This window comes from Spongiactinospora rosea (genome assembly GCF_003315795.1).
Lineage (GTDB): Bacteria > Actinomycetota > Actinomycetes > Streptosporangiales > Streptosporangiaceae > Spongiactinospora > Spongiactinospora rosea.
On the sequence record NZ_QMEY01000037.1, the window covers coordinates 1 to 19092 of the forward strand.

Here is a 19092-nt window from a genome sequence, read left to right on the forward strand (position 1 = left end):
TCGTCCGGCCCGGACGCTGCCCGTCATCGACCTCGGCCTGCCGGATCCACGTCCGCAACGCCTCCCGATGCACCCCGAGCTTGTCTGCGACCCGGGCGATCGCGCCTGTCCGCTCGCCCGTCTGCTCACGAAGCTCAAAGACCATCCGAACCGCACGTTCACGCAGTTCGGAGCTGTACTTCCTCGGTGGTGCCATAGCTCCTCACCCTTCCAGGTTCAGGAGCCTCCAACCAACCCGGGGTGATCCAGCAACTCGGCGTCCTTCTCCGCCCGGTCCAGGTCCAGGAAACGGGCGTGGGCCACGGTGACCTGCTGCTCCCCGAACCGTCGCCGCAGGTGATCCGCAGTCTCCAGTACCCGGTCCACGGTGTTGCGTACGACGAGCGCACAGCCACCTTCCGCCAGCTCGAGGGACAGCCGATCGGCCAGTACGCCGAGGTCGTCGTCCAGACACTCCAAATGGACCTCGACACCGCGGCCGGACGGCTCGACCGCTTCGAGCAACGGCCGCCCGTGGCGCTCGACAGCCGTCAGCAACGGGTAGCCGACCGCCTGCTCCACCTCGGCGAAGCCAGTTGCACCTGAGTACACCTCGACCAGCTCACGGCGCCGCCGGGCGGGAAGTGTCGCCGACAACACCACGACCGGCACCCGATACGCCCCCAGCCACGACAGAACCCGATCCAGGTAGGAGTTCATATAGGTGTCATAGGCATGTGCCTCGTCGATGATGACGCCCTTGCCCGCCAGAGCCAGGTGTCGCAGTGCCAAGTGACGACTCTTCAGCCCCATGAACAGCAACTGGTCGATCGTGCCGACCGCGAACGAGGCCAGCATCCCCTTCTTCCGCCCGCGCAGCCATTGGTGAGCGATCAATTCGGCTGAGGACGCCAGATGGTCGCTACGATGCGACCACTGATCGCAGCCGCCATCGGGCTCCACACCCCGGATGGCCTGTCGGCCGACTCGCAGAAGGCCGGCGTACTCCTCGTTGAGCGCCGCCTTAGAATGCGCCAGCAGTACCGAACGCGGCCCGGGAGCGACTTCCGCATCCGGAAGCCGTTCCAGCCACTCCAGCAAGCGAGGGAACATCGCGTTGCTGGTGGCCATGGTCGGCAACGCGACGAAACAACCACCCGCTCCCGAACCGGCTGCGAAAACCTCCGCGACGGCCAGTGCCGCCTCCGTCTTCCCCTCCCCCATCGGTGCCTCGATCACCATCAGCCCAGGCGTCTTCATCGCCCGGGCGACCGAAACAGCCCGCTCTTGAATCGGCCGGATCGTCGCCCCTGGCGGAAGCTGAAACCGAGACGCGAACAACTCGGCAGGGTCGTCAGCAGTGACGGCCGCCTGCCACGGAGGCGGCAGGTCCAGTCCTCGCCAGGCGGCCTCCACACGTTCCCTGTCGCCAACCCTTTGTGCGTCTGGGAAGTAGGGGAACAAATCGGCATTGCTGGCGATCCAGTCGGAGACGATGACCAGCGCGCTGAGCAATACCTGCGCGGGCTGAGAAAGCTTGACGTCCCGCCATGCGTCGAGCCGGTCATGGACAGAGCTTTCCTGAGCGCATTTATCAAGGATTTCCCACTGCACACTCCGCCAAAGCGACGCGCAGCCCGAGGTCCTGAGCAAGTGCGGACGAGTACGCGCTTCTTTGATATCGCTATGAGTGGGAGGGATTCCATGATGACCGCCAACGACCACAACGAATTGAAGGGTGGCAGGCCGTCGCCACCCATACCGTTCGGTAAGCCACTCCTGAAGCAGTACCTGCCCGGCCAGACCATGGGGTGCGAACTTGCGGTCAAACAACAGCTTCTGTTGCGGTATGTCCAAGCCAGCGTCCCGCATCGATTGAGCGAGTGAATCCACCTGGCACGCGAACGCGGGCGTGGCCTTACCGATGTCGTGGCTCATCGCCAGCCAGATGAGCAAGATGCGCGCATCCGCCTCTCCATCGGGGAGATCGGCGGCGATCACCTGACGCACCTGCCGGGGAACCCACTGATCCCAGAGCAACTCAGCGACAGCCCCGCTGTCGGCCATGTGCCGCCACAGAGGCAACCAGCCTTCGCTGTCCCAGTCATGCTTGGCCCAAACAGTCCGCGCCGGCCCCGAAAGCCCGTCAACGAAGCGACCACCTGACGGCTCGTCGATCATGAAGCCATCCAAGGACACGAGCCCATCGCAAAGAACTACTAAACCTCGAACCCTTATCAAACCGCAATACAGTCGTTAGAAATATCGCCTAGGGCCACGAATTATGCTTACATTCGCCCAACATGCCATAGATGTGCAATATCGGACAGTTTATGCAGAAGATCCCACCCACTGTCCGCCCGCCTACCGGTAGTCCGTTAGATCAAGATGTGGGCGCGGGTAGAAGCTTGGTGCGGGGGCTTCCGTTTGAAGGGAGCTGGGGCGATGACCAAGACCAAGCCGTGTCCGCCTGCGCCAGGGCCGTTGGAGGAGTACGCGAGCCGGTTCGATGATATGTTCACGCATCTGGGGCAGCGGCGTGGGTTTCGGGAGTATGTGGTGGGTTTGCTGATGCCGCGGGATCGCAACAAGACGGCCCCGGCACTGGCCGGGGCGGAGCCGGTGGTTGGCTCCAAGAGCGCGGCGGCTCAGCGGGTGCAGTACTTTCTGTCCGAGTTGTGCTGGGATCCTGATCGAGTGAATGACCGGCGGCTGGAGTTGCTGCGGGACCAGCGTGCGACCGCGCCGCACGCTGGCGGAGTGCTGGTGATCGATGACAGTGGAGACCGCAAAGACGGCACCGCCACGGCGCATGTGGGCCGCCAATGGCTGGGCCGGTATGGCAAGACCGACAGCGGCATCGTCACGGTGACCACGCTGTGCCGATGAGCGGATCTACTGTCCGTTGCATGCCCGGCCCTGCACGCCGGCTCGCCACTTCGCGCGGGGGGAAAGAACGATACGGTCTTCCGCACCAAGTGGCAGATCGCCGTGGAACTGGCAGGGCGTGCCGTCACGGCGGGGATGGCCTTTCGCGCCGTACCGGCCGACTGCGCCTATGGTGACCTTGACGATTTCCGTGGTGAGCTGCGTACGGTGGGCTTGGGCTGGGTGATGGCGGTGCGCCCGAAGCGCGGCACGTGGGCTTATGGCACCGATGCCCACACACCCCGCGACGCCGCCGCCATGCTTGCCTGGGACGGGCCGCAGGCACCCGGCGGCTGGACGGCCGGTGCAGCGGCGTTTCCGCGATGGGCATGTCGAGACCTGGTGGGCGGCCGAGGCGAGCCTGGGGTTCTGGGGACCTGATGGGACCACCCGGCTGGTGACCGCCACTCTCGACCCGGCCACCCTGCCGGACAAGGCCACTTGGTATCTGGCCACCAACCTGCCCCGCCCCGGAGGGCCACGCGTGTCCGAGTCTGCGCACTTGCCCGCCGACCTGGCAGAGCTGGTACGCCTCTATGGATTGCGGCACTGGGTCGAACAGGGCTACAAGCAGGTCAAGGACGAGTTGGACTGGGCCGACTTCCAGGTCCGCTCCGATCTGGCCATCCGCCGTCACCAAACCCTGGTCTTGTGCGCGTTCACCTTCTGCTGGGCAAACCGGTTCACCGACCCGCCCGAACTGGCTTCCCCACCCCGCCCTGATCCGGACCCCAACCTTGAGAGGGGGCAGCCGCCCGACATCCCAGCCACCGCAAACCGGCCCATCGGCACCACCCACACCCAGCTGGCCCCACACCCTGCGCAACCTCCACAGCTGGCTGACCCCTTCTATCGCGCTCACACGCTGGTGGAAAGCATGGTCGCAAGCGCCCCTACCCTCTGAGTTACAAGCCCTTCTCGACGCCGTTCACGCAGGCCAAGGCATAGACCTCTACCACCCACCTTGATTCAACGGACTACCGCTACCTGGCCTGCGCCTATCAGAAGGCGGGGGATGTGGGCCGGGCGATCCCCCTGTTCGAGGAGACGGTCACTGACTGCGAGCGGGTGCTGAGCGGCGATCATCCGCTGATCAAGAAGGTCCGTGAGGATTTAGACTCGTGCCTGTGACGATGTCCTTGTTGTCGCCCCCCGAGTGAATCGTTCGGCGGCCTGGATCCGTAATCGCTCGCGGAAGGCCCGACGCTCGGCGGCCAGCCCGCCACCTGCTCCATCTATCGCGTTGATCAATAACGTCGCATCAGGCCACCGCCGCCCCTTCATGAACAATTCGACGATGAAAGACTGCCAGTGCGGTGAATATCATGAGTAATCCAGTTCCCGCCACTTCTGCAGCAAGGAGAGTCTCCCATACTTCGGGGGCTTGAAGACGCGGCGGAGGCGGCAGGCCCGCCGCCGTGTATGCGGCCACTTGGTGGCTGACGTCCCACTTCTGCCAGGTGGTCCATATCAAGGGGAGCGTGAGCAAAAGTAGCTCGGCGCCGAACATCACGCGATAGATAGCAAGGAACCGCCACCCGCTGATGTGCTTGACGAACACGGCCTGCGCATTCTTGCGGGTGTGGACGATGCTGACCCCGATGGCGGCCATAAAAAGCACTGCCAATGCCAAAGCTAGAGTGACAGCGCTGAGACGGAGTTCAAGGATCACTCTTCGGTACTCAACGGCAGACTTCTCGGCAACCGGGCTTAGTGCCAACACCACTCCGCGTAGCTGGGGGTCGTTCAGCTCATGGAGCACATCCTGCGGGTCTGTAAAGATGACCTCGTCATGGGTTACCGATGCGGTGTACGCACCGTCGGACACGATGGTTGAGCCGTTAGGAACTACCACTAGTACGGGATCCTCCACTACGGAGCTGCCCTGCCCAATGCTTCGAGTCGCACCGTAGGTGAACACCATCTGGCCGGTCTTCGCTGGCAGCGTCTCGGCCTCGATCCGTGCCCCTGCCTTGTCTGTGGCACTCAATTCCTCCCGCACCGCCGCGAGTATCGAGGATGTATGAGACGCTAGGGCCTGCGGCACAATGAGTTGTAGATTCTCTTTGCCTTGCGGCCGCAGTTGGTAGAGATGGCCCGTGGGATTCATGACGCCCTGCTTAGCGATGAAGGTTTGGTTAACGATCAAGGCGGACCTGGCCTGGGGAACCCTCTGGTGGATCAGGGAAGGATGTACCAAAATGATCTGCCCTGCCTTGTCGGCTCGACGGACCCAACGCCCCACCGCCGTGGTGATCTCACCTTCCGCCTCGCGAGCGAAGCTCCCGCTGAGCTTGACTGTGACGGCATTCCCGAGCTGGGCAAACACCCTACGGTCGGCCGCACGATTGAGGACCTCTTGCCCTGCGTGGACGCAGCTCAGGCCAACGGAAAGCGTCAGCAGCACAGCGGGTAACCTCACCATGTAGCCGCAGGCCATTGCCCATCGGACGGCCAATTCACCTTTGACGGCACGAACGATGGAAGTACGGAAAGTCAGCTTCAGCGCTATCGCATGCGCGGCGATTGCCGGCAGGGCGAGTGAAAGCCAGATTCCACAGGCTATCAGGGCAAATAGGCTGAGCCGTTCAAGTCCGTTATAGATCCATAGGAACGTGAGGGCCGTCGCCACTACTAACCCTGCGGCGACAAGCCAGAACATCAAGAGCTTCCGGATGTCACGTGCAAATATTCCAAAGAAGCTTATCCCGTGCAGGCGTAGCACCCCGTACGATCGGGCATTCAGCAACACGCACGATCCGATCGTAACCACAGCGGCCAGCAAAATAGCAAGGAATGCCTGCGACAGTACGCCGCTCCCAACGTATTTGATGATCTGGAATAAACCAGGGCTCAGGGCCACCTTACTAGTGAGGCCGAGACTCGTGAACGCGTCATGAAGTACTAGCGCTTCCTGCGGCGAACCGAAGACATAGTAAAAGCCCCGTGGGTCTCGATTGGCGATCTCGTCAATTGGATGAACATCCGTCCGCATGTCGCGACTGAACGATGGAAAACCCTCTGCTAGAAATGCCGGCGACGATTCCGGATCGCCTGGCATGAGATAGAGATGGCGCCGAGACTCGGGATGTAAGAGATCTGGGATCTCGCGCGCCACAGCGACCCCGTGAGCGCGCGCAATCGCTATCACCGTATTGCTGACTTGGTATCCCTGAACATTCGCAGCATCGGTCACCCAGACAGTAGCCGATTGGCCAAGTACCCCCCACTCCTCAGCATTCTTCACTCCAAAGAAGGCCAGCACACCCGCGAGCGCCAGAATTGCCGCGTGTACAAATTTAGTTCCGCGATGCAGCATCGATCGCCCATCATCCGCCACTCGGTGGGGCTTGTCACACCAAGGCTCGATCCGACTGCCCGTCGAGGGGCAAGCGTTTCACGCCTGCCCCCGACAGCTTACTTTCTAAAATAGCGCGTGCCGATGGTTATGGCTGACGCTCAGCAGGTGTTCCGCCAGTAGGCCTTATTTCCGACTGGCTTGCTAGGAGCGATCGCTTCAGACCAGTATCCCGCTGCGACGTTCCAGTCGCGCATGTAAATCGTGCCTTGTACCGAGGAGCCGTGGCAAAGGGCTCCGTGGTAGTAGTTCGACCACGCATCTCGGGAGTTGACGCCGTAACTCCATGTACCGCCGCCGACCTGCTCGATCTCGAGCGTCCTGGCATCTGCCTGCGAGTCAAGCAAAGCGGAGCCGGAAGTGGGGGCGGGAGCGGGCTCGGCGACCGCTGCGCCAGCTCCTACCGCAAAGATAGCACTGGCCGCAGCCACACCTGTCCCCATGAGGAGAATTAACCTGAAGGCTTCCATGATCCTCCCTTTTATGACCGATGAATAGCACGGATCAGGACTTAAGGGGGGTGTCCCCCATCGCCCCGTTTGCTGGCAATCAACAGCCTAATCGATAGAGGGCTAAATTTCCACGCTTGAAAATGGTCCGAGCTTTTAGCTTGGAGCGATGTCACGACTCCTGCACGGAAGGCTACCGGCCAAAATATTCCAAGAGATCTGTGCACGCCACCGAAGTGGCCTCTCATTCGTGTTACCAGGGTCACACAATCCCCTGCTACTGAGGTTAAATGCGTGGTGTCGTCATAACGGGGCAGGGACGAGTCCAGTGCCGACGAGGCAGCCGTTCAGCACGTCGTGGCGGTATTGAAGCCGTCGTAAGCCCCGCCGCACGGCGGCGATCAACTCTTGCAGTCGGCGTACTCATTGGTGTGCAGAGGCGAGTACGACTAAACGTGCAGAATGATCTGCATATCAGAGAGCGATCACCTGAGCAGGAGTCGTGCGAGCGCGGCTCGCTCGACAGGATGCATGCCGATCTGCGGCGTGCAACACGAGACCGGGGTGTTGGACGGCGTCGTCATGCCAGTCAACCGGCCACGGCGACATGGGTCTCGACGGCGGCCAGCCGGTTCTTGAGCCGGTAGCTGGGTCCGTTGATCGCGATGACCTCGCAGTGGTGGAGCAGCCGGTCCAAGATCGCGGTGGCCAAGACCTCATCGCCGAAAACTTGGCCCCATTCACTGAAGGCCTTGTTAGAGGTCAGAATGATCGAGCCCTTCTCGTAGCGCTTGGAGATCATCTGGAAGACCAGGTTGCCCTCGTCGCGATCCAGGGGCAGGTAGCCGACCTCGTCCAGTACCAGGATGTGGGGGCGCAGGTAAGTGCGGAGCTTGCCGGCCAGCCGGCCGATCGCGTTGGCGGCTTTGAGCTGGCGGACCATGTCGTCCAGGGTAGTGAAGTAGATGGTGAACCCGGCGCGGCAGGCGGCGACTGCGAACGCGACGGCGATATGGGTCTTGCCGACTCCGGGTGGGCCGAGCAGGGCGGCGTTGGCCTTGGCCTCGACGAAGGCGAGCGTGGCCAGGTCGCGGACGCGTCGGGGGTCGAGTTCAGGCTGGTAGAAGAAGTCGTATCCGTCGAGGGTCTTGTGATGGGGCATCTTGGAGATGCGCAGCGCATGTCGCAGGCGGCGTTCCTCGCGGACGGCGAGTTCTTCTTCCAGCAGCAGGTCCAGGAAGTCCAGGTAGCCCATCTGCGCGGCGACGGCGCGTGACAGGTGCGCGGACAGGGCATCGGCCAGGTGCGGCAGTCCGAGCTTGATGGCGGTGGCGCGGATGCGGGTGGTGACCAGCTCACTCACGATCGTGTCCTTCAACTCGCGGTGGTAGGTGTGGTGGACGGGCCGGTGCCGGTGATCTCGTCATAAACCGACAAGGGGCGTCGTCCGACGGTCACCCAGACTGCGTCGGCGCGGGCCAGCGGAACCGCAGCGCGGTGTCGGGCTTACCTGGTTCGCCGGCCTGGGCGGCCGGGCTGTCTTCGTGGCTGGTGGTCGTTGCCCGGGTGTATCCGTCGGGCAGGCCGTCCCAGTGCGCGGGGACGACGACGCGGGCGCCGCGGCCGACCGCGCGAGGGTGGATGGCCAGCAAGGTGACGCCTTGGCCGTCAGGGACGGTGGCGTGCAGGCTGATGGTGGCCGCCGAGGCGCGTACCTCGATCAGCTGGCGGTGGAACACCTTGCGCGCGGGCACCGAGTAGAGATTGGCCTCAAAGGCGACCAAGCAGCCCTTGCCAACGTGCCGCAGGTGCCGGTTGACCATGTGGTAGGGGCGGGCGGGCAGCGGCTTGAGCGCCGCGTGATCGCGGGCGGCGCGGACGCCGATCACCTCCCCGTGGGTGCCGTGAGTACGGCGTCGCCGCAGCGGTACCCAGGCCAAGAACGCCTCATCCAGCTCGGGCCGAGAGGAGAAAGAGCGCCCGGCGAGGACATGGTCGTGCACGATGGTGACCTGCCGCTCGACCCGTCCTTCGCCGGTGGGCCGGTAGGCGGCCAGCACGTCGATGTCGAAGTCGTAGTGCCCGGCGAACGCCACCGCCTCCGGATGCAGCGGCACAGCTTGGCCGGGGGCGACGTGCCGCCGGATGACAGTCTTGGTGCGGTCGTAGACGATCGAGCCGGGCACGCCGCCGAAATGGGTGAAAACGCGCGACGGTGACAGGCCCAGAAAGTAGCCAGGTCCATGCTGGTGGTGAAGCAGCAGAACGGATCCCGCGAATACGACAGCACCATGTGGAAGGAGTAGACCTTGGTGGTGCCCATGTGCGTGAGGATGCCACCCTCATCACCCCAGTCCACCTGGGCCTGCGCGCCGGGTACCACCTCGAACCGGCGGTGCAGCCGAGCCAGTTCGCTGGTGGTGTAGCCCAACTCCAAAGCGATCCGCGGCCGGGCTTGCTGCAGGTAGAACTTGACCCGCTGGCAATGGCCGGCGAACCCGTACTCCTCGACCAGCCGCTCGTGGATCACAGTGCCCTTCAGCAGGATATCCGCTCGCAGCCAGGCATCGATATCGGCGCGTAGGGAGGGATCACCTGATTGCTCCGGCCTGGTCGAGCGGCCGCCACCGGCGGCGCGGCGGGACCCATCTTCCTGCAGGTACTTCTTGACCGTCCGCCAGTTCAGCCCTGTCTCCCGGGCGATTTCGGAGATCGTGGCCCCGGCGTCCCGCAGCGCGCGGAATCGGCGCAGTTCAAGCCACCGCTCCGCTTCCTGCATCATCGCTCACCTCCAGGGTGATCGACACCTCCTGGCAGGCTCTCCGATCCTCAGCCGGCCAACTGGGCGACGCGCCTGCGCCCCTCTGCACGTTTACTTGTACCTGCCTCTGTACTGGAAGTCGTACACCGACACCTGCGGGCCGGCGAAGTCGCGGTTGGCCAGGCTCGTACGCCGCAGGATCGACCAGATCCCCACGGCCGGGTTGAGGTCCGGAGCCGGTCACTGGATAGGCCTCGCATCTGACGGCAACCGAGATCGACGCCTCCATCGCACCGTCGGCAACGCGCTCGACAACGCCCTGATGGAAACCCAGATCGGCTTGTACAAGACCGAACTGATTAAACCGCGAGGTCCTCTGGCGGAGCCTGACCGTTGCCGAACTGGCCACTGCCAGAGGGCTGGCCTCGTTTAACTCTACTTGCCTGCACTCAGCGATCGGCCATCTGGCGCCGGACGAGTACGGTGCCCCCTGCTGCACTCAACGCCAGCCCAGCAAACCTAAAGCAATCAACCGTTGAGGTCTCCATCAGAGTCGGGACGATTCACCCTTGCTATCCGGGCGAGGCCGACTGCCCATGCAAGGCCATCGCGATGCTCCAGAACTACGAGACCGCTCGACAGCAGATACACTCAGTGCTGGCGGTACCTGATCGAGAGGGCTCCCGGGAACCGGCTCGGCCTTGAAAGACCTCAATACCGACACGCTCGACACCACGAATTGGAAATCAGTATTCGCATGGCCTCGAATGCGCGATCGCCACCCGCCATTGCTTGAACCTTGTCAATCTAGGACATGATCCTAGGTACACTCCCGGAAGGCGAGCGAAAGCATGCTACACCTCCCGGGAATGCAGTCGTGCATGATTATACTGAAAGTCAGCTTCGGCGAATCAGCAGCTGTTCGCCCAGGCCACCTCGTTTGCCTCGCTCACACTCATTTCAGCCGAAGCTTTCGACCACTGACCCGCCGGGACATTCCAGTCGCGCACGAAGGTCCTGCCCCGCGCGAATGAGCCATGGCATTTGCCGCCATGGAAGTAGTTGGACCATACCTTACTGGAGTCAATGCCGGAGTCCCAGATACCGCCACCCACGTGCACGATACCAAAGGTATTGAAGTCGGGCCTCGAGTGAAACGAGACCGGGCCAGGTGTAGGAGCGGGTTCAGCGACCGCCGCACCAGCTCCCGCCGTGAAGAGGGCACCGACCGCCGCCAATCCGGCGGCAGCAAGAAAAATCTGTCTGGTAATTAGCACAACACTTCCTTTCGTGGTTGATGGGCAGTATTGATCACCTTTGGGGGGGTAGGCATGCCCACGTCGCCCCTATAGGACGACAAGCATAAGTTTAGTCGATAAAGCATTCATTGTCACCCTTGATGCCAATTGGCGCCCCTATTGATAGGTCGCGTCATGATCCGCTTTCGCTATTATTGAAGCCTCGCTGCACATTTGTGCAGATCGCCGGCAACGCGCGGGCGGAACACCCAAACAAGACCGGCGCTTCCAACTGCATCGCCTTCGGCCTGTCCCAGGCCACCCCCTGCCGCTACCTGCACAAGGCGATCGACGCTCTCGCTGTCCGGGCCCCCGGACTCCACCAACCCCTGGAACGCACGACCGTTAGGCACGCTTCACCTGGTCCTCGACGGCAAGATCTTCGCCACCGACCGTTGTCGCATCAAACCACCAGTGCGAAAGGCGAAACCGTCGGCGCCTGGAAATCCGGCAAGATCGGCGACTTCGGCAGCAACGTCCAGCCACTTTCGAACTCGGCAGCCTTCCCCTCTGGATCAGCGATGTCGAACCCGACGGCATCAGCGACCTGCAAGCCGCCCATCGCCATATCCTGCTCGTCCCCTACCCCCACGCCAAGCCCTTGCCCGTCCTGGTCGACCCCGGTTATTAAGGTGCAGGCAAGGCATTATGGTGCCGTTCCGGCAGTCCGCTGGCGGCAACGTCCTCGGCTCGGGCAACCGCACCCGTAACGCCTTATAACGCGTGCTCCGCAGCCGCGGTGAACGCGGCTTCGCGCTCCTCACCGGGTGCTGGACCGCCCTGCAACACAGCACGCTCAGCCCAAGTCGGATCGGCCTCCTCGCCCTCGTCCACTCCGAACACCACCGGATCGACTGAAACTCAGTGCGTGCTTGAAAAGATCGTTTTCGTGGTTCAGGGACAGACGTATCGGGGTTGCCGCCGTGCAGGTCCGCCTCGGGTGAGGCGGCGGGTCATACCGGCGATGGCGGCGCTGCGGATGAGCGCCTCGGAGACGGCGGGATCGCGTTCATAGTCGCGGGCCAGGCGGCGGCGGGCGGTCAGCCGGGCCAATGGGACGGCCGCGCGACGAGCTGTCAGCGTAGAGCTGATCCTTTTCCGCGCGGCCTCCGCCGAACCGGACGTGATGGTTTCCCGATCATCCGGCTCTCCAATGATTACTGCGTGAGCGGTAAGACTGGCTGCCCCGTGTGGATGTGGTCATGGCAGGCAGTGCAGACCACGAGGCTTTTGCGCCGCTTGTTGGCCATGGCCTTGAATCTGGCCGCCATCTTCGACACCTAGTGCTGTGACCAGAAACGATCACCGGATTGGGTGAGGGGCTCATGCTGCCGACCAGCAGTAGTACTGGACGATGCCCCGGTAGATGGCCCCATTATAGACTTGAACTTCCCCAGCCAGCGGCGATATTTAAGGCATTGCCCTGCCTGACCAAGCGTCCTGCCAGGGCGCCGGCCCCCTCCGGGACCGATGAGGACAGCCTGACCTGGTTAAAGCGCTCCCTTAAAAGTTCAGTGCCAGCCCCAGCTTAGTCAGGGCGATCCATCCGGCCCGATGAAGCAGTTTCACGCTTACCTTTGGTTGCGATGTAGATTTGAAGTGCAGGGTCCTGCAAGGTTGCGGGAATCTAAAAGTGCGGCCGGGGTTTCCGTGGTCACCGCCTGCGTGCCCTGGCGCGCCGAGCATTCCACTTCCAGCTCTTGATAAGTAATATATAGTATTACACTATACCGCGATGGCGCGGACCTCTGTTTATATACCTTTTATTCCACTCTGGGCGACCTGTTCAGGTTCAGTCGAGCCGACGGTAAAGATGGCGTCGCATCGGCCACAAATGTAGTCACTATGCGTGGCCACTATCACTACGCATCCAGCATCACTCATCTCTCGAAGTGTGTCGATAACCACGGCAGCGTTGTCCTTGTCGAGCGCACCGGTCGGTTCGTCGGCGAGGATGAGGGCGGGCCGTTTGGCCAGCACGCGGGCTAGGGCGACACGTTGTTGTTCACCACCGCTAAGGTGGTGGATCTTTTCCTTCTCTCGCCCGGTCAGACCCACTCGTTCCAGTGCCTCACGACAGCGGGAGCCTCGATCCCTCCGGTTCCTGACCGCGATCTCAAGGTTGTCGGCCACCGTAGCGCTCTCGATCAGCGCGTAGCTTTGGAAGAGATAGCCGAGAACATCGCGACGGAAGCGACATCTTGCTCTCCTGCTGAATCGAGTGATGTCCCCGCCTTCGTACAGAATCTGCCCGCTTGTTGGTGATTCGAGGAGGCCGATGCAATTAAGGAAGGTGGACTTGCCCGCCCCGCTAGGACCGGTCACGGCCAGCATTTCACCGCCGTTGATGGTCAGGTTAAGGCCGGACCACAGTGTGCGTCGACCGAAGGACTTGGACAGGTTCCTGACCTCGAGCATGGTTAAGCTCCTCAGGGTTCAGACGTCGGCGGCGTGCTTCTGGATGATCTGGCGGTGGGCAATGCCGAGCACGGCCAATAGGAGGATAGCGGCCACCAAAGCAATTCCGGCTGCTGGAGCGAGCTGCCACGTGCCCACTTCCGGCAGACCGGGCGGTGGTGGCACCCCTAAAGCTGCGAACTCCTCCAAAGCCGCTACCCTACTCCAAATGCCCCAGCCAACCCAGGCCAGCAGCCCGGCCGCAGTCACTGCGTCCAGCGCAAGCAGCCGGCGATGAATACGCACAAACGACCACCCGCTGATGTACTTAGCGAACACAGCCTGCGCGTTCTTCCGCGTATAGATCACGCACACTCCCATCCCGGCAATAAAGAGCACGGCCACGGCGGCGGCTAGGCTGAGTAGGCTCAGCCGCAACACGTGCGTGGCCTCGGCGTAGTCTTCGGCCGCTCGCTGCGCGACCGGGTTCATCTCGCTGATGTGCTCACGCGGCACCTCGCGCTCTAGAGCAGCCACCACATCGCGGGGGTCGAGGAAGATGACGCCCTCTTTGGTCGCCATCGCCGTGTAGCCGCCGTCGGACACGAGGCGGGTCCCATTGGGGAGAACGACTAGAACTGGATCGCGTAGCAAAGAACGATCCAGCGCCTCCATCGTGTTCGCGGAGCTGTATGCGAAAACCGTTTGGCCGTCTTTGGCCCATACTCGGTCTACTCCGGCCCGACGCACCCGCTTCCCTTTATCTTCAGGACTGATCCACTCCGGGACGCTCTGGGTGATTGTGTCCGCATACGCGCGCAATCGCTTCGGCACGATGACCCGCACCCGACCCTCCAGACCTGGGCGGTATCGTTTCCCAGACGAGTCCAAGATCGGCTGTCTGGCCAGGAAGGTATCGTTGACGAACAGTAGATCCCCCTCGTGAATACTTCCCCCTCGACCGCCAAACCATTCCAACGGCCACCGATAGGCAACGATGATCTCCCCCCGCCGGTCAGCTCGGCGCAGCCACTGTCCGACCTGCCGCGCCATTTCCTGCCCAGTCTCAGCCGTTCGGCTCCCAGTCAAGCTGATATAGGTTGCCTCGCCGAGTGCTGCGAAGAATGGCTGACTCTGCTGCCGACGCGCGACATCGTGTCCGGCGGTCAGGGCAATGCCGCCAACGACGAAGACGAGCAGCGCGGCGGTGAGACGGACCAGGTAGGCGCCCACCAGTGCTGGGCCGGAAGCCAACTCTCCCTTCAGGCCCCCCTGGAGGCGACCACGGAGGACCAGGGCGAGCGCACCGGTGTGGGCGAACAGGGCAAGCACTGTGAGCGTACCCGCCAGAGCACCCGCGACCAACGCAAATAGCCCTAGGCGTGTGAACCCGTTGTACAGACCGAGAAAGATCAACGTGACCACCGCGACGGCGCCGACGGCCATGCCCCAGAACAGGCCCAGCCGCCGCAGATCCCGCCGGAGCATTGCTACGAAGGAAAAGCCGTGCAGGCGCAGTATCGCGTAGCCTTTGGCGCTGAGCACCACGCTCGCGCCCGCCATCAGCGCCACGCTCAGCGTCATGACGATGAAGACGGGCCCCAGTGGTGGCTGCGCGAACCGCTGAATTCGCCAGCCAAGCCCGGCGGGCTCGACCACTTTCCCCGTGAGGCCGAGCATGGCAAATTCAGTACGCAGCTGCTCTACCGCCCTGTGAGGGCCGTACACGTGGTACATGCCCCGGGGATCAGGGAAGCCGATCTCCTGGAACATGTGGGTTTCAGTACGTACGCTACGCCCAAACGCGGAGAATCCCTGCCTCAGCCAGGACGCTGGGGCAGAGGCATCATCGCCCGTCGCGATATACAGATGCAGAAGACGATCCGGATTATGGAAGTCATGAACCTCACGCACAACCGACACGCGATGCTTCCGCGCGAAGGAGGTGACCATCTTCGCTGTCTGGCTGATGTTGGCCGCCCCCTGGGTCTCGGTGACCCAAACGGTCGCCGTCTCGCCCAGCGTGGGCTCGGTATCGAGATCCTCCAGCACGAGGAACGCCAGCAGCACCGAGACGACCAGCATCGCCACATAAACGATCTTCACACCATAATGACGCATGGAAGGTGCTCCTTTGAAGACTGCGGCTCTGCTTGATCGGATATGCAGGGGTGACGCGAAAGGCTCTGGTGCTTTCCCGCCACCCCTGCGGCGTACTACTTAGATACGAGCAGTATTACCGACCCTCAGCAGGTGTTACGCCAGTACGCTTCGATCGTGGCCTTGCCGTCCCGCCACACCCCCGCCCGCGACCACTGCAGCCGCGGGACGTCGTAGTCTTGGACGTAGTTTCTACCTGATACCGCCGACGAGCCATGGCAGTTCCGCTCGTGGTAGTAGTTCGAGAAGCCTTCAGTGAGAGAGGTCCCGTAGTGCCACTGACCTCCGCCGACGTTCTTGACTTCCAAGGTGGTCACGCCGCCGCCCGGAGCGTCCAGCACCACCGACCCTTCGGTCGGCCCATCGGCGAGGGCGGCAGTGCCACCACCAGCGACGATAGCGCCTGCGGCGAGCGCCGGCAGCAACACTCGCAATAGGTTGCGAGCCATGATGTATCCTTCCTTTCGTGTCTTGTGACATGTGCGGGCGAAGCCATTGCCTCGGAGCCGCCCGCACATGTCGCTTTCTTGGACCTTCATCGTCGGTTCCACAATAATTTGCGGAGGACGTTCCGATCCGCGTGGAGCAATATGTTTGCGCCGTATCCTTGTTGGCGCGCCGAACAGAATTTTTCAGCATCGGCAAAGCATCTGTCAACCAGCGGATAGCGATTACTTTCAGTCAGGCAATTCGCTCGGAAAGTAGCTTTCCGAACCCTTCGACTCAGGCCTGCAGGGTGAGTCACATCTGCGCCACCGGCCCTTCTTAAAGCTGTTGCCGAGGTGGCGTGTACAGGGCGGTGCCGGCCGTACGTGTTTTCTACGACGCACAGCCGCCTAATACTGATCTCCGATTTGTGATGTCGAGCGGGCCAGCATTGAGGTATTTCAAGGTCAAGCCAGTTCTGGCGAGGCACTCGTCGGTTACTGACATTGAAAGTGTGGTGTCGTGGGGAGCTGACGGACCGTGTTCCCTGAGTGCGTGTTTGAGAAGATCGTTCATGTCCGGCGTGGCGACGTGATCACCGGATCTGGGGCCGTCAAGCTGGTCCGGTGTCCCCTGATCGCTACCCCTCCGATCTCACCGACGCCCAGTGGGAACTGATCGAGCCGCTGCTGCCCGGACCGAACACCGGCGGACGGCCGGAAAAGCATCCGCGCCGGGGGATCGTCAACGCCATCCTGTACGTCGTGCGTTCCGGATGCCCGTGGCGGTGCCTGCCCACCGACCTGCCCCCTGGCAGACCGTGTACTGGTACTTCCAGCAATGGGAGGCCGCCGGCGTAACCGAGACCCTCCTAACCGAGCTGCGAGTCAAGACCCGCCGCCAGGAGGGCCGCGCCGATGAACCAACGGCCGCCGTCATCGACTCCCAAAGCGTCAAAGGCGCCGACGCGGTGGGCCGTCCCACCCGCGGGTACGACGCCGGGAAGAAGGTCAACGGGCGCAAGCGGTTCATCGTCACCGACACCACCGGCCTGCTGATCACGGTGGCGGTGCTGGCCGCAAGCCGGCCGAGCGCGACGGCGCCAAGACCGCGCTGCTGTCGGCCTACCTGACCACCCCGATCCGGCATGTGTTCGCCAACCAGGGGTTCGCCGGGCGGCTGGTCGACTGGGCGCGCGATCGGCTGCGTACCACCTTGGAGATCGTGCGCAAGCCCGCGGACCGGCCCGGGTTCAACGTCATCGCCCGCCGCTGGGTGGTGGAGCGGACACTGGCCTGGCTGACCGCCTGCCGCCGCCTGGCCCGCGACTACGCCGGTGGCCGCGCTGGTCTGTTACAAGCCTGGGGAGCGGTCCCGGTTGATCTATCGGCCGTGCGCCGATCCCCGCCCCGACGGACGCAAGAGCTTCGCCTGGGCCTACTACCGCGACCTGATCGCCGCCGCCCATCGGCAGCTCGGTGGTCCGATCGTGCTGGTGTGGGACAACGTGAACACCCATCTGGCCGCCGGGATGCGCCGCTACGTCGCCGAGCGGGACTGGCTGACGATCTACCGGCTTCCTTCGTAGGCGCCCGATCTCAACCCGGCCGAGGGGATCTGGTCGATACTGCGGCGTACCACCCTGGCCAACCACGACCTCGCCGGCCCGCAGGAGTTGATCGCCGACGTGCGGCGAGGCCTACGACGGCTTCAATACTGGCACGACGTGCTGAACGGCTGCCTCATCGGCACTGGACTCGTCCCTGCATCGAGCCACGTCATACCGCCACCGCCTACGTCCGTGGACTGCTGGCGGACCTCGCACGCAAGAACTGCTGGAACCTGGCCGAACACGCCGGGCTCACCAGCCCCCAGGCGATGCAGCGCCTGCTGCGCACCGCGCGCTGGGACACCGGCCGCCGTACGCGATGACCTGCGCGGCTACGTCATCGAGCAACTCGGCCAAGGCGAAGTGCTGATCGTGGACGAGACCGGCTTTGTGAAGAAGGGCAAAGCCTCGGCCGGAGTACAGCGGCAATACGCCGGCAAGGCTGAAGCGTTCTCATGTCGTGAGACCGAGTAGCTGAAGGCCGTCGGCTGGGTGGCTGCGGTAGTGGTCGGTGGCGGCGGCGATGGTGGCCCAGTCGATCGAGAGGGCCAGGCCGATGGCCAGGTTCCCGGAAGCTCGCCATGATGCGGGGGCTGTGGCGGTTCGGATGCGGGAGGCGTCCTCGCGGTAGGTGACGTCGCGGATGTGGTGCAGTGCTTCGATGCTCCAGTGGCCGCGGATCAGCGCGGCGAGCCGGGTGTGGGCGGCCCGGCCGGGTGGAAGGCTGGTGACGGCCTAGACGGTGACGATGGTGGTCTTGCCGGTGCGGTGATCGGTGTGGCGGCGTTTGATCTGGATGGCCTGGGCGGCGTGGGGGAAGGGCAGAGCGGGGCGGGCGGTGCAGATCTTCATCCGGCGGATTTCGCGGCGGACGTGCCCGGTCTCGTCGGTGCAGTCGTTGAGGATCGCCTCGCGCCAGGGCAGGTTATTGAGGCGGCGGTGCAGGGTGGGCTGGTTGCCTTTGACGAGGAACAGGTAGTGGCCGCCCTTCTCGACGATGTGCCGGGCGTGGGCGTGCTGGGTGTGCAGGGCGTCGGCGGTGATGACCATGCCGGATAGGTCCAGGCCGGTCAGCAGGGGTATGAACGCGGGGATCTCGTTGCTGGTGGCCTGGATCTGCCATTGGGCCAGGACGGTCTGGGTGTCGTGGCGGGTGGCGGACAGCAGGTGGACGGTGCCGTCGGGGGTGCGGCTGCCGCGCAGGGTCTTGCCGTCCACGGCCAGGCCGGTGAGTTCGGCTCGGTGCCCGGTCCAGTGCGGTGTGGTGGGGGCAGGGGGCCGGCGGCGATCGAGGCCAGGTAGGTGCAGGTGGCGGTGTCGAAGGCGTCGCCGTCCAGGCGGGCCAGGAGCGTCCCAGGGTGGATGCGGCCGGTCGTACCGGGCAGGCCGGCCTGGGCGCGCAGACCGAGATCGTATCCGGCGATGAACCGGGTGATCTTGGTCAGGGAGGTCGCTCCGCCGAGTACGGCGAGCAGGGACAGTGCCGGGAGCGGGCCGAGCCGGTAGCGGCGTCCTCGGCGGCTGCGTGGATCGGGGATCGTGTCCAGAATTTCGGCCAGGGTGGGCATATCGGGCAGGTCCGTTGGCGGGTCGGCGGGGGTGACGTGCTCCAGGTGGCGGGCGAGCACGTCGATCGGGGATGATGGCACGCGGACGCGGCCCCTATTCTTGATCGACTGGCGTAGATAACCGATGCTCATCGGGGGTCGCGTTTGCCATTCCCCCTG

At 63.4% G+C, this 19092-nt stretch carries 17 protein-coding genes and 4 pseudogenes; 8 read left to right on the forward strand and 13 right to left on the reverse strand.

The window, feature by feature from the left end; all coding sequences use genetic code 11:
- Both DP939_RS41945 and DP939_RS41950 read right to left on the reverse strand, forming a co-directional pair.
- On the reverse strand, positions 1-196 hold a 196-nt coding region (locus DP939_RS41945; RefSeq protein ID WP_147268346.1), incomplete at its 3' end, for a transposase.
- Positions 197-216: 20 nt separating this feature from the next.
- On the reverse strand, positions 217-2160 hold the full coding sequence (locus DP939_RS41950) for a CRISPR-associated endonuclease Cas3'' (RefSeq protein WP_113986466.1): 1944 nt from the start codon (positions 2158-2160) through the stop codon (positions 217-219).
- Between the two features lie 390 nt (positions 2161-2550).
- On the opposite strand from DP939_RS41950, the pseudogene DP939_RS48360 reads away from it, so the two are divergent.
- From DP939_RS48360 to DP939_RS49485, 3 genes and pseudogenes are all read left to right on the forward strand, one after another.
- A pseudogene (locus tag DP939_RS48360) lies at positions 2551-3288 on the forward strand (IS701 family transposase).
- The gene (locus tag DP939_RS47355; RefSeq protein ID WP_199565763.1) at positions 3212-3811 is read left to right on the forward strand and encodes a hypothetical protein; all 600 of its coding nucleotides are present in this window, start codon (positions 3212-3214) and stop codon (positions 3809-3811) included. Before DP939_RS48360 ends, DP939_RS47355 begins: the two are co-directional and overlap by 77 nt.
- A gap of 83 nt (positions 3812-3894) precedes the next feature.
- Entirely contained in the window at positions 3895-4038 is a 144-nt protein-coding gene (locus DP939_RS49485; RefSeq protein ID WP_113986428.1) for a tetratricopeptide repeat protein, read from the forward strand.
- Positions 4039-4168: 130 nt separating this feature from the next.
- Here DP939_RS49485 and DP939_RS45735 read toward each other — a convergent pair whose 3' ends face one another.
- From DP939_RS45735 to DP939_RS47360, 4 genes are all read right to left on the reverse strand, one after another.
- Positions 4169-6226 carry a hypothetical protein gene (locus tag DP939_RS45735; protein ID WP_147268347.1) on the reverse strand — a complete coding sequence of 686 codons (2058 nt, stop codon included), beginning with the start codon at positions 6224-6226 and terminating at the stop codon, positions 4169-4171.
- 140 nt (positions 6227-6366) lie between these two features.
- A complete protein-coding gene (locus DP939_RS41970) occupies positions 6367-6735 on the reverse strand; it encodes a lactococcin 972 family bacteriocin (protein ID WP_113986430.1) in 369 nt (122 codons plus the stop codon).
- 568 nt (positions 6736-7303) lie between these two features.
- Positions 7304-8077 (reverse strand): IS21-like element helper ATPase IstB, encoded by a 774-nt coding sequence (istB, locus tag DP939_RS41980; protein WP_113986431.1) that lies wholly within the window; start codon positions 8075-8077, stop codon positions 7304-7306.
- Positions 8078-8168: 91 nt separating this feature from the next.
- Positions 8169-8900, reverse strand: a complete 732-nt coding sequence (locus DP939_RS47360; protein WP_199565765.1) for a Mu transposase domain-containing protein — start codon at positions 8898-8900, stop codon at positions 8169-8171.
- A gap of 137 nt (positions 8901-9037) precedes the next feature.
- On the opposite strand from DP939_RS47360, the gene DP939_RS47365 reads away from it, so the two are divergent.
- Positions 9038-9298, forward strand: coding sequence for a hypothetical protein (locus DP939_RS47365; RefSeq protein ID WP_199565766.1), 261 nt, complete (start codon positions 9038-9040; stop codon positions 9296-9298).
- Positions 9299-10386: 1088 nt separating this feature from the next.
- On the opposite strand, the gene DP939_RS49490 is transcribed toward DP939_RS47365, so the two are convergent.
- From DP939_RS49490 to DP939_RS42015, 5 genes are all read right to left on the reverse strand, one after another.
- Positions 10387-10752, reverse strand: coding sequence for a lactococcin 972 family bacteriocin (locus tag DP939_RS49490; RefSeq protein WP_113986432.1), 366 nt, complete (start codon positions 10750-10752; stop codon positions 10387-10389).
- A 424-nt stretch (positions 10753-11176) separates the two neighbouring features.
- Positions 11177-11335 (reverse strand): hypothetical protein, encoded by a 159-nt coding sequence (locus DP939_RS46560; protein WP_158578964.1) that lies wholly within the window; start codon positions 11333-11335, stop codon positions 11177-11179.
- A 1190-nt stretch (positions 11336-12525) separates the two neighbouring features.
- On the reverse strand, positions 12526-13191 hold the full coding sequence (locus tag DP939_RS42005; protein ID WP_113986434.1) for an ATP-binding cassette domain-containing protein: 666 nt from the start codon (positions 13189-13191) through the stop codon (positions 12526-12528).
- Positions 13192-13209: 18 nt separating this feature from the next.
- Positions 13210-15291 (reverse strand): hypothetical protein, encoded by a 2082-nt coding sequence (locus DP939_RS42010; RefSeq protein WP_147268348.1) that lies wholly within the window; start codon positions 15289-15291, stop codon positions 13210-13212.
- 125 nt (positions 15292-15416) lie between these two features.
- A complete protein-coding gene (locus DP939_RS42015; RefSeq protein ID WP_113986436.1) occupies positions 15417-15779 on the reverse strand; it encodes a lactococcin 972 family bacteriocin in 363 nt (120 codons plus the stop codon).
- Between the two features lie 603 nt (positions 15780-16382).
- Here DP939_RS42015 and DP939_RS49495 point away from each other — a divergent pair.
- The 4 genes and pseudogenes from DP939_RS49495 to DP939_RS48370 all read left to right on the forward strand — a co-directional run.
- The gene (locus DP939_RS49495) at positions 16383-16616 is read left to right on the forward strand and encodes a transposase (protein ID WP_158578965.1); all 234 of its coding nucleotides are present in this window, start codon (positions 16383-16385) and stop codon (positions 16614-16616) included.
- Positions 16617-16738: 122 nt separating this feature from the next.
- A pseudogene (locus DP939_RS49500) lies at positions 16739-17055 on the forward strand (transposase); the annotation flags it as partial.
- A 79-nt stretch (positions 17056-17134) separates the two neighbouring features.
- Complete coding sequence (locus DP939_RS48365) at positions 17135-17344, forward strand: transposase (protein ID WP_225878864.1); 210 nt, start codon at positions 17135-17137, stop codon at positions 17342-17344.
- A gap of 149 nt (positions 17345-17493) precedes the next feature.
- Positions 17494-17809 (forward strand): annotated as a pseudogene (locus tag DP939_RS48370) (transposase); the annotation flags it as partial.
- Positions 17810-18100: 291 nt separating this feature from the next.
- Here the strand turns inward: DP939_RS48370 and DP939_RS42035 are convergent.
- Positions 18101-18583: an ISAs1 family transposase gene (locus DP939_RS42035; protein WP_158578968.1), complete on the reverse strand. Its 483-nt coding sequence runs from the start codon at positions 18581-18583 to the stop codon at positions 18101-18103.
- Positions 18584-18726: 143 nt separating this feature from the next.
- Positions 18727-19065, reverse strand: a pseudogene (locus tag DP939_RS49505) (transposase family protein); the annotation flags it as partial.
- Positions 19066-19092 lie beyond the last annotated feature (27 nt).

Coding starts and splice junctions, on each gene's coding strand:
- DP939_RS41950 (WP_113986466.1), bottom strand. CDS start 2,160: ATGATCGACGAGCCGTCAGGTGGTCGCTTCGTTGACGGGCTTTCGGGG.
- DP939_RS45735 (WP_147268347.1), bottom strand. CDS start 6,226: ATGCTGCATCGCGGAACTAAATTTGTACACGCGGCAATTCTGGCGCTC.
- DP939_RS41970 (WP_113986430.1), bottom strand. CDS start 6,735: ATGGAAGCCTTCAGGTTAATTCTCCTCATGGGGACAGGTGTGGCTGCG.
- DP939_RS46560 (WP_158578964.1), bottom strand. CDS start 11,335: ATGGGCGGCTTGCAGGTCGCTGATGCCGTCGGGTTCGACATCGCTGAT.
- DP939_RS42005 (WP_113986434.1), bottom strand. CDS start 13,191: ATGCTCGAGGTCAGGAACCTGTCCAAGTCCTTCGGTCGACGCACACTG.
- DP939_RS42010 (WP_147268348.1), bottom strand. CDS start 15,291: ATGCGTCATTATGGTGTGAAGATCGTTTATGTGGCGATGCTGGTCGTC.
- DP939_RS42015 (WP_113986436.1), bottom strand. CDS start 15,779: ATGGCTCGCAACCTATTGCGAGTGTTGCTGCCGGCGCTCGCCGCAGGC.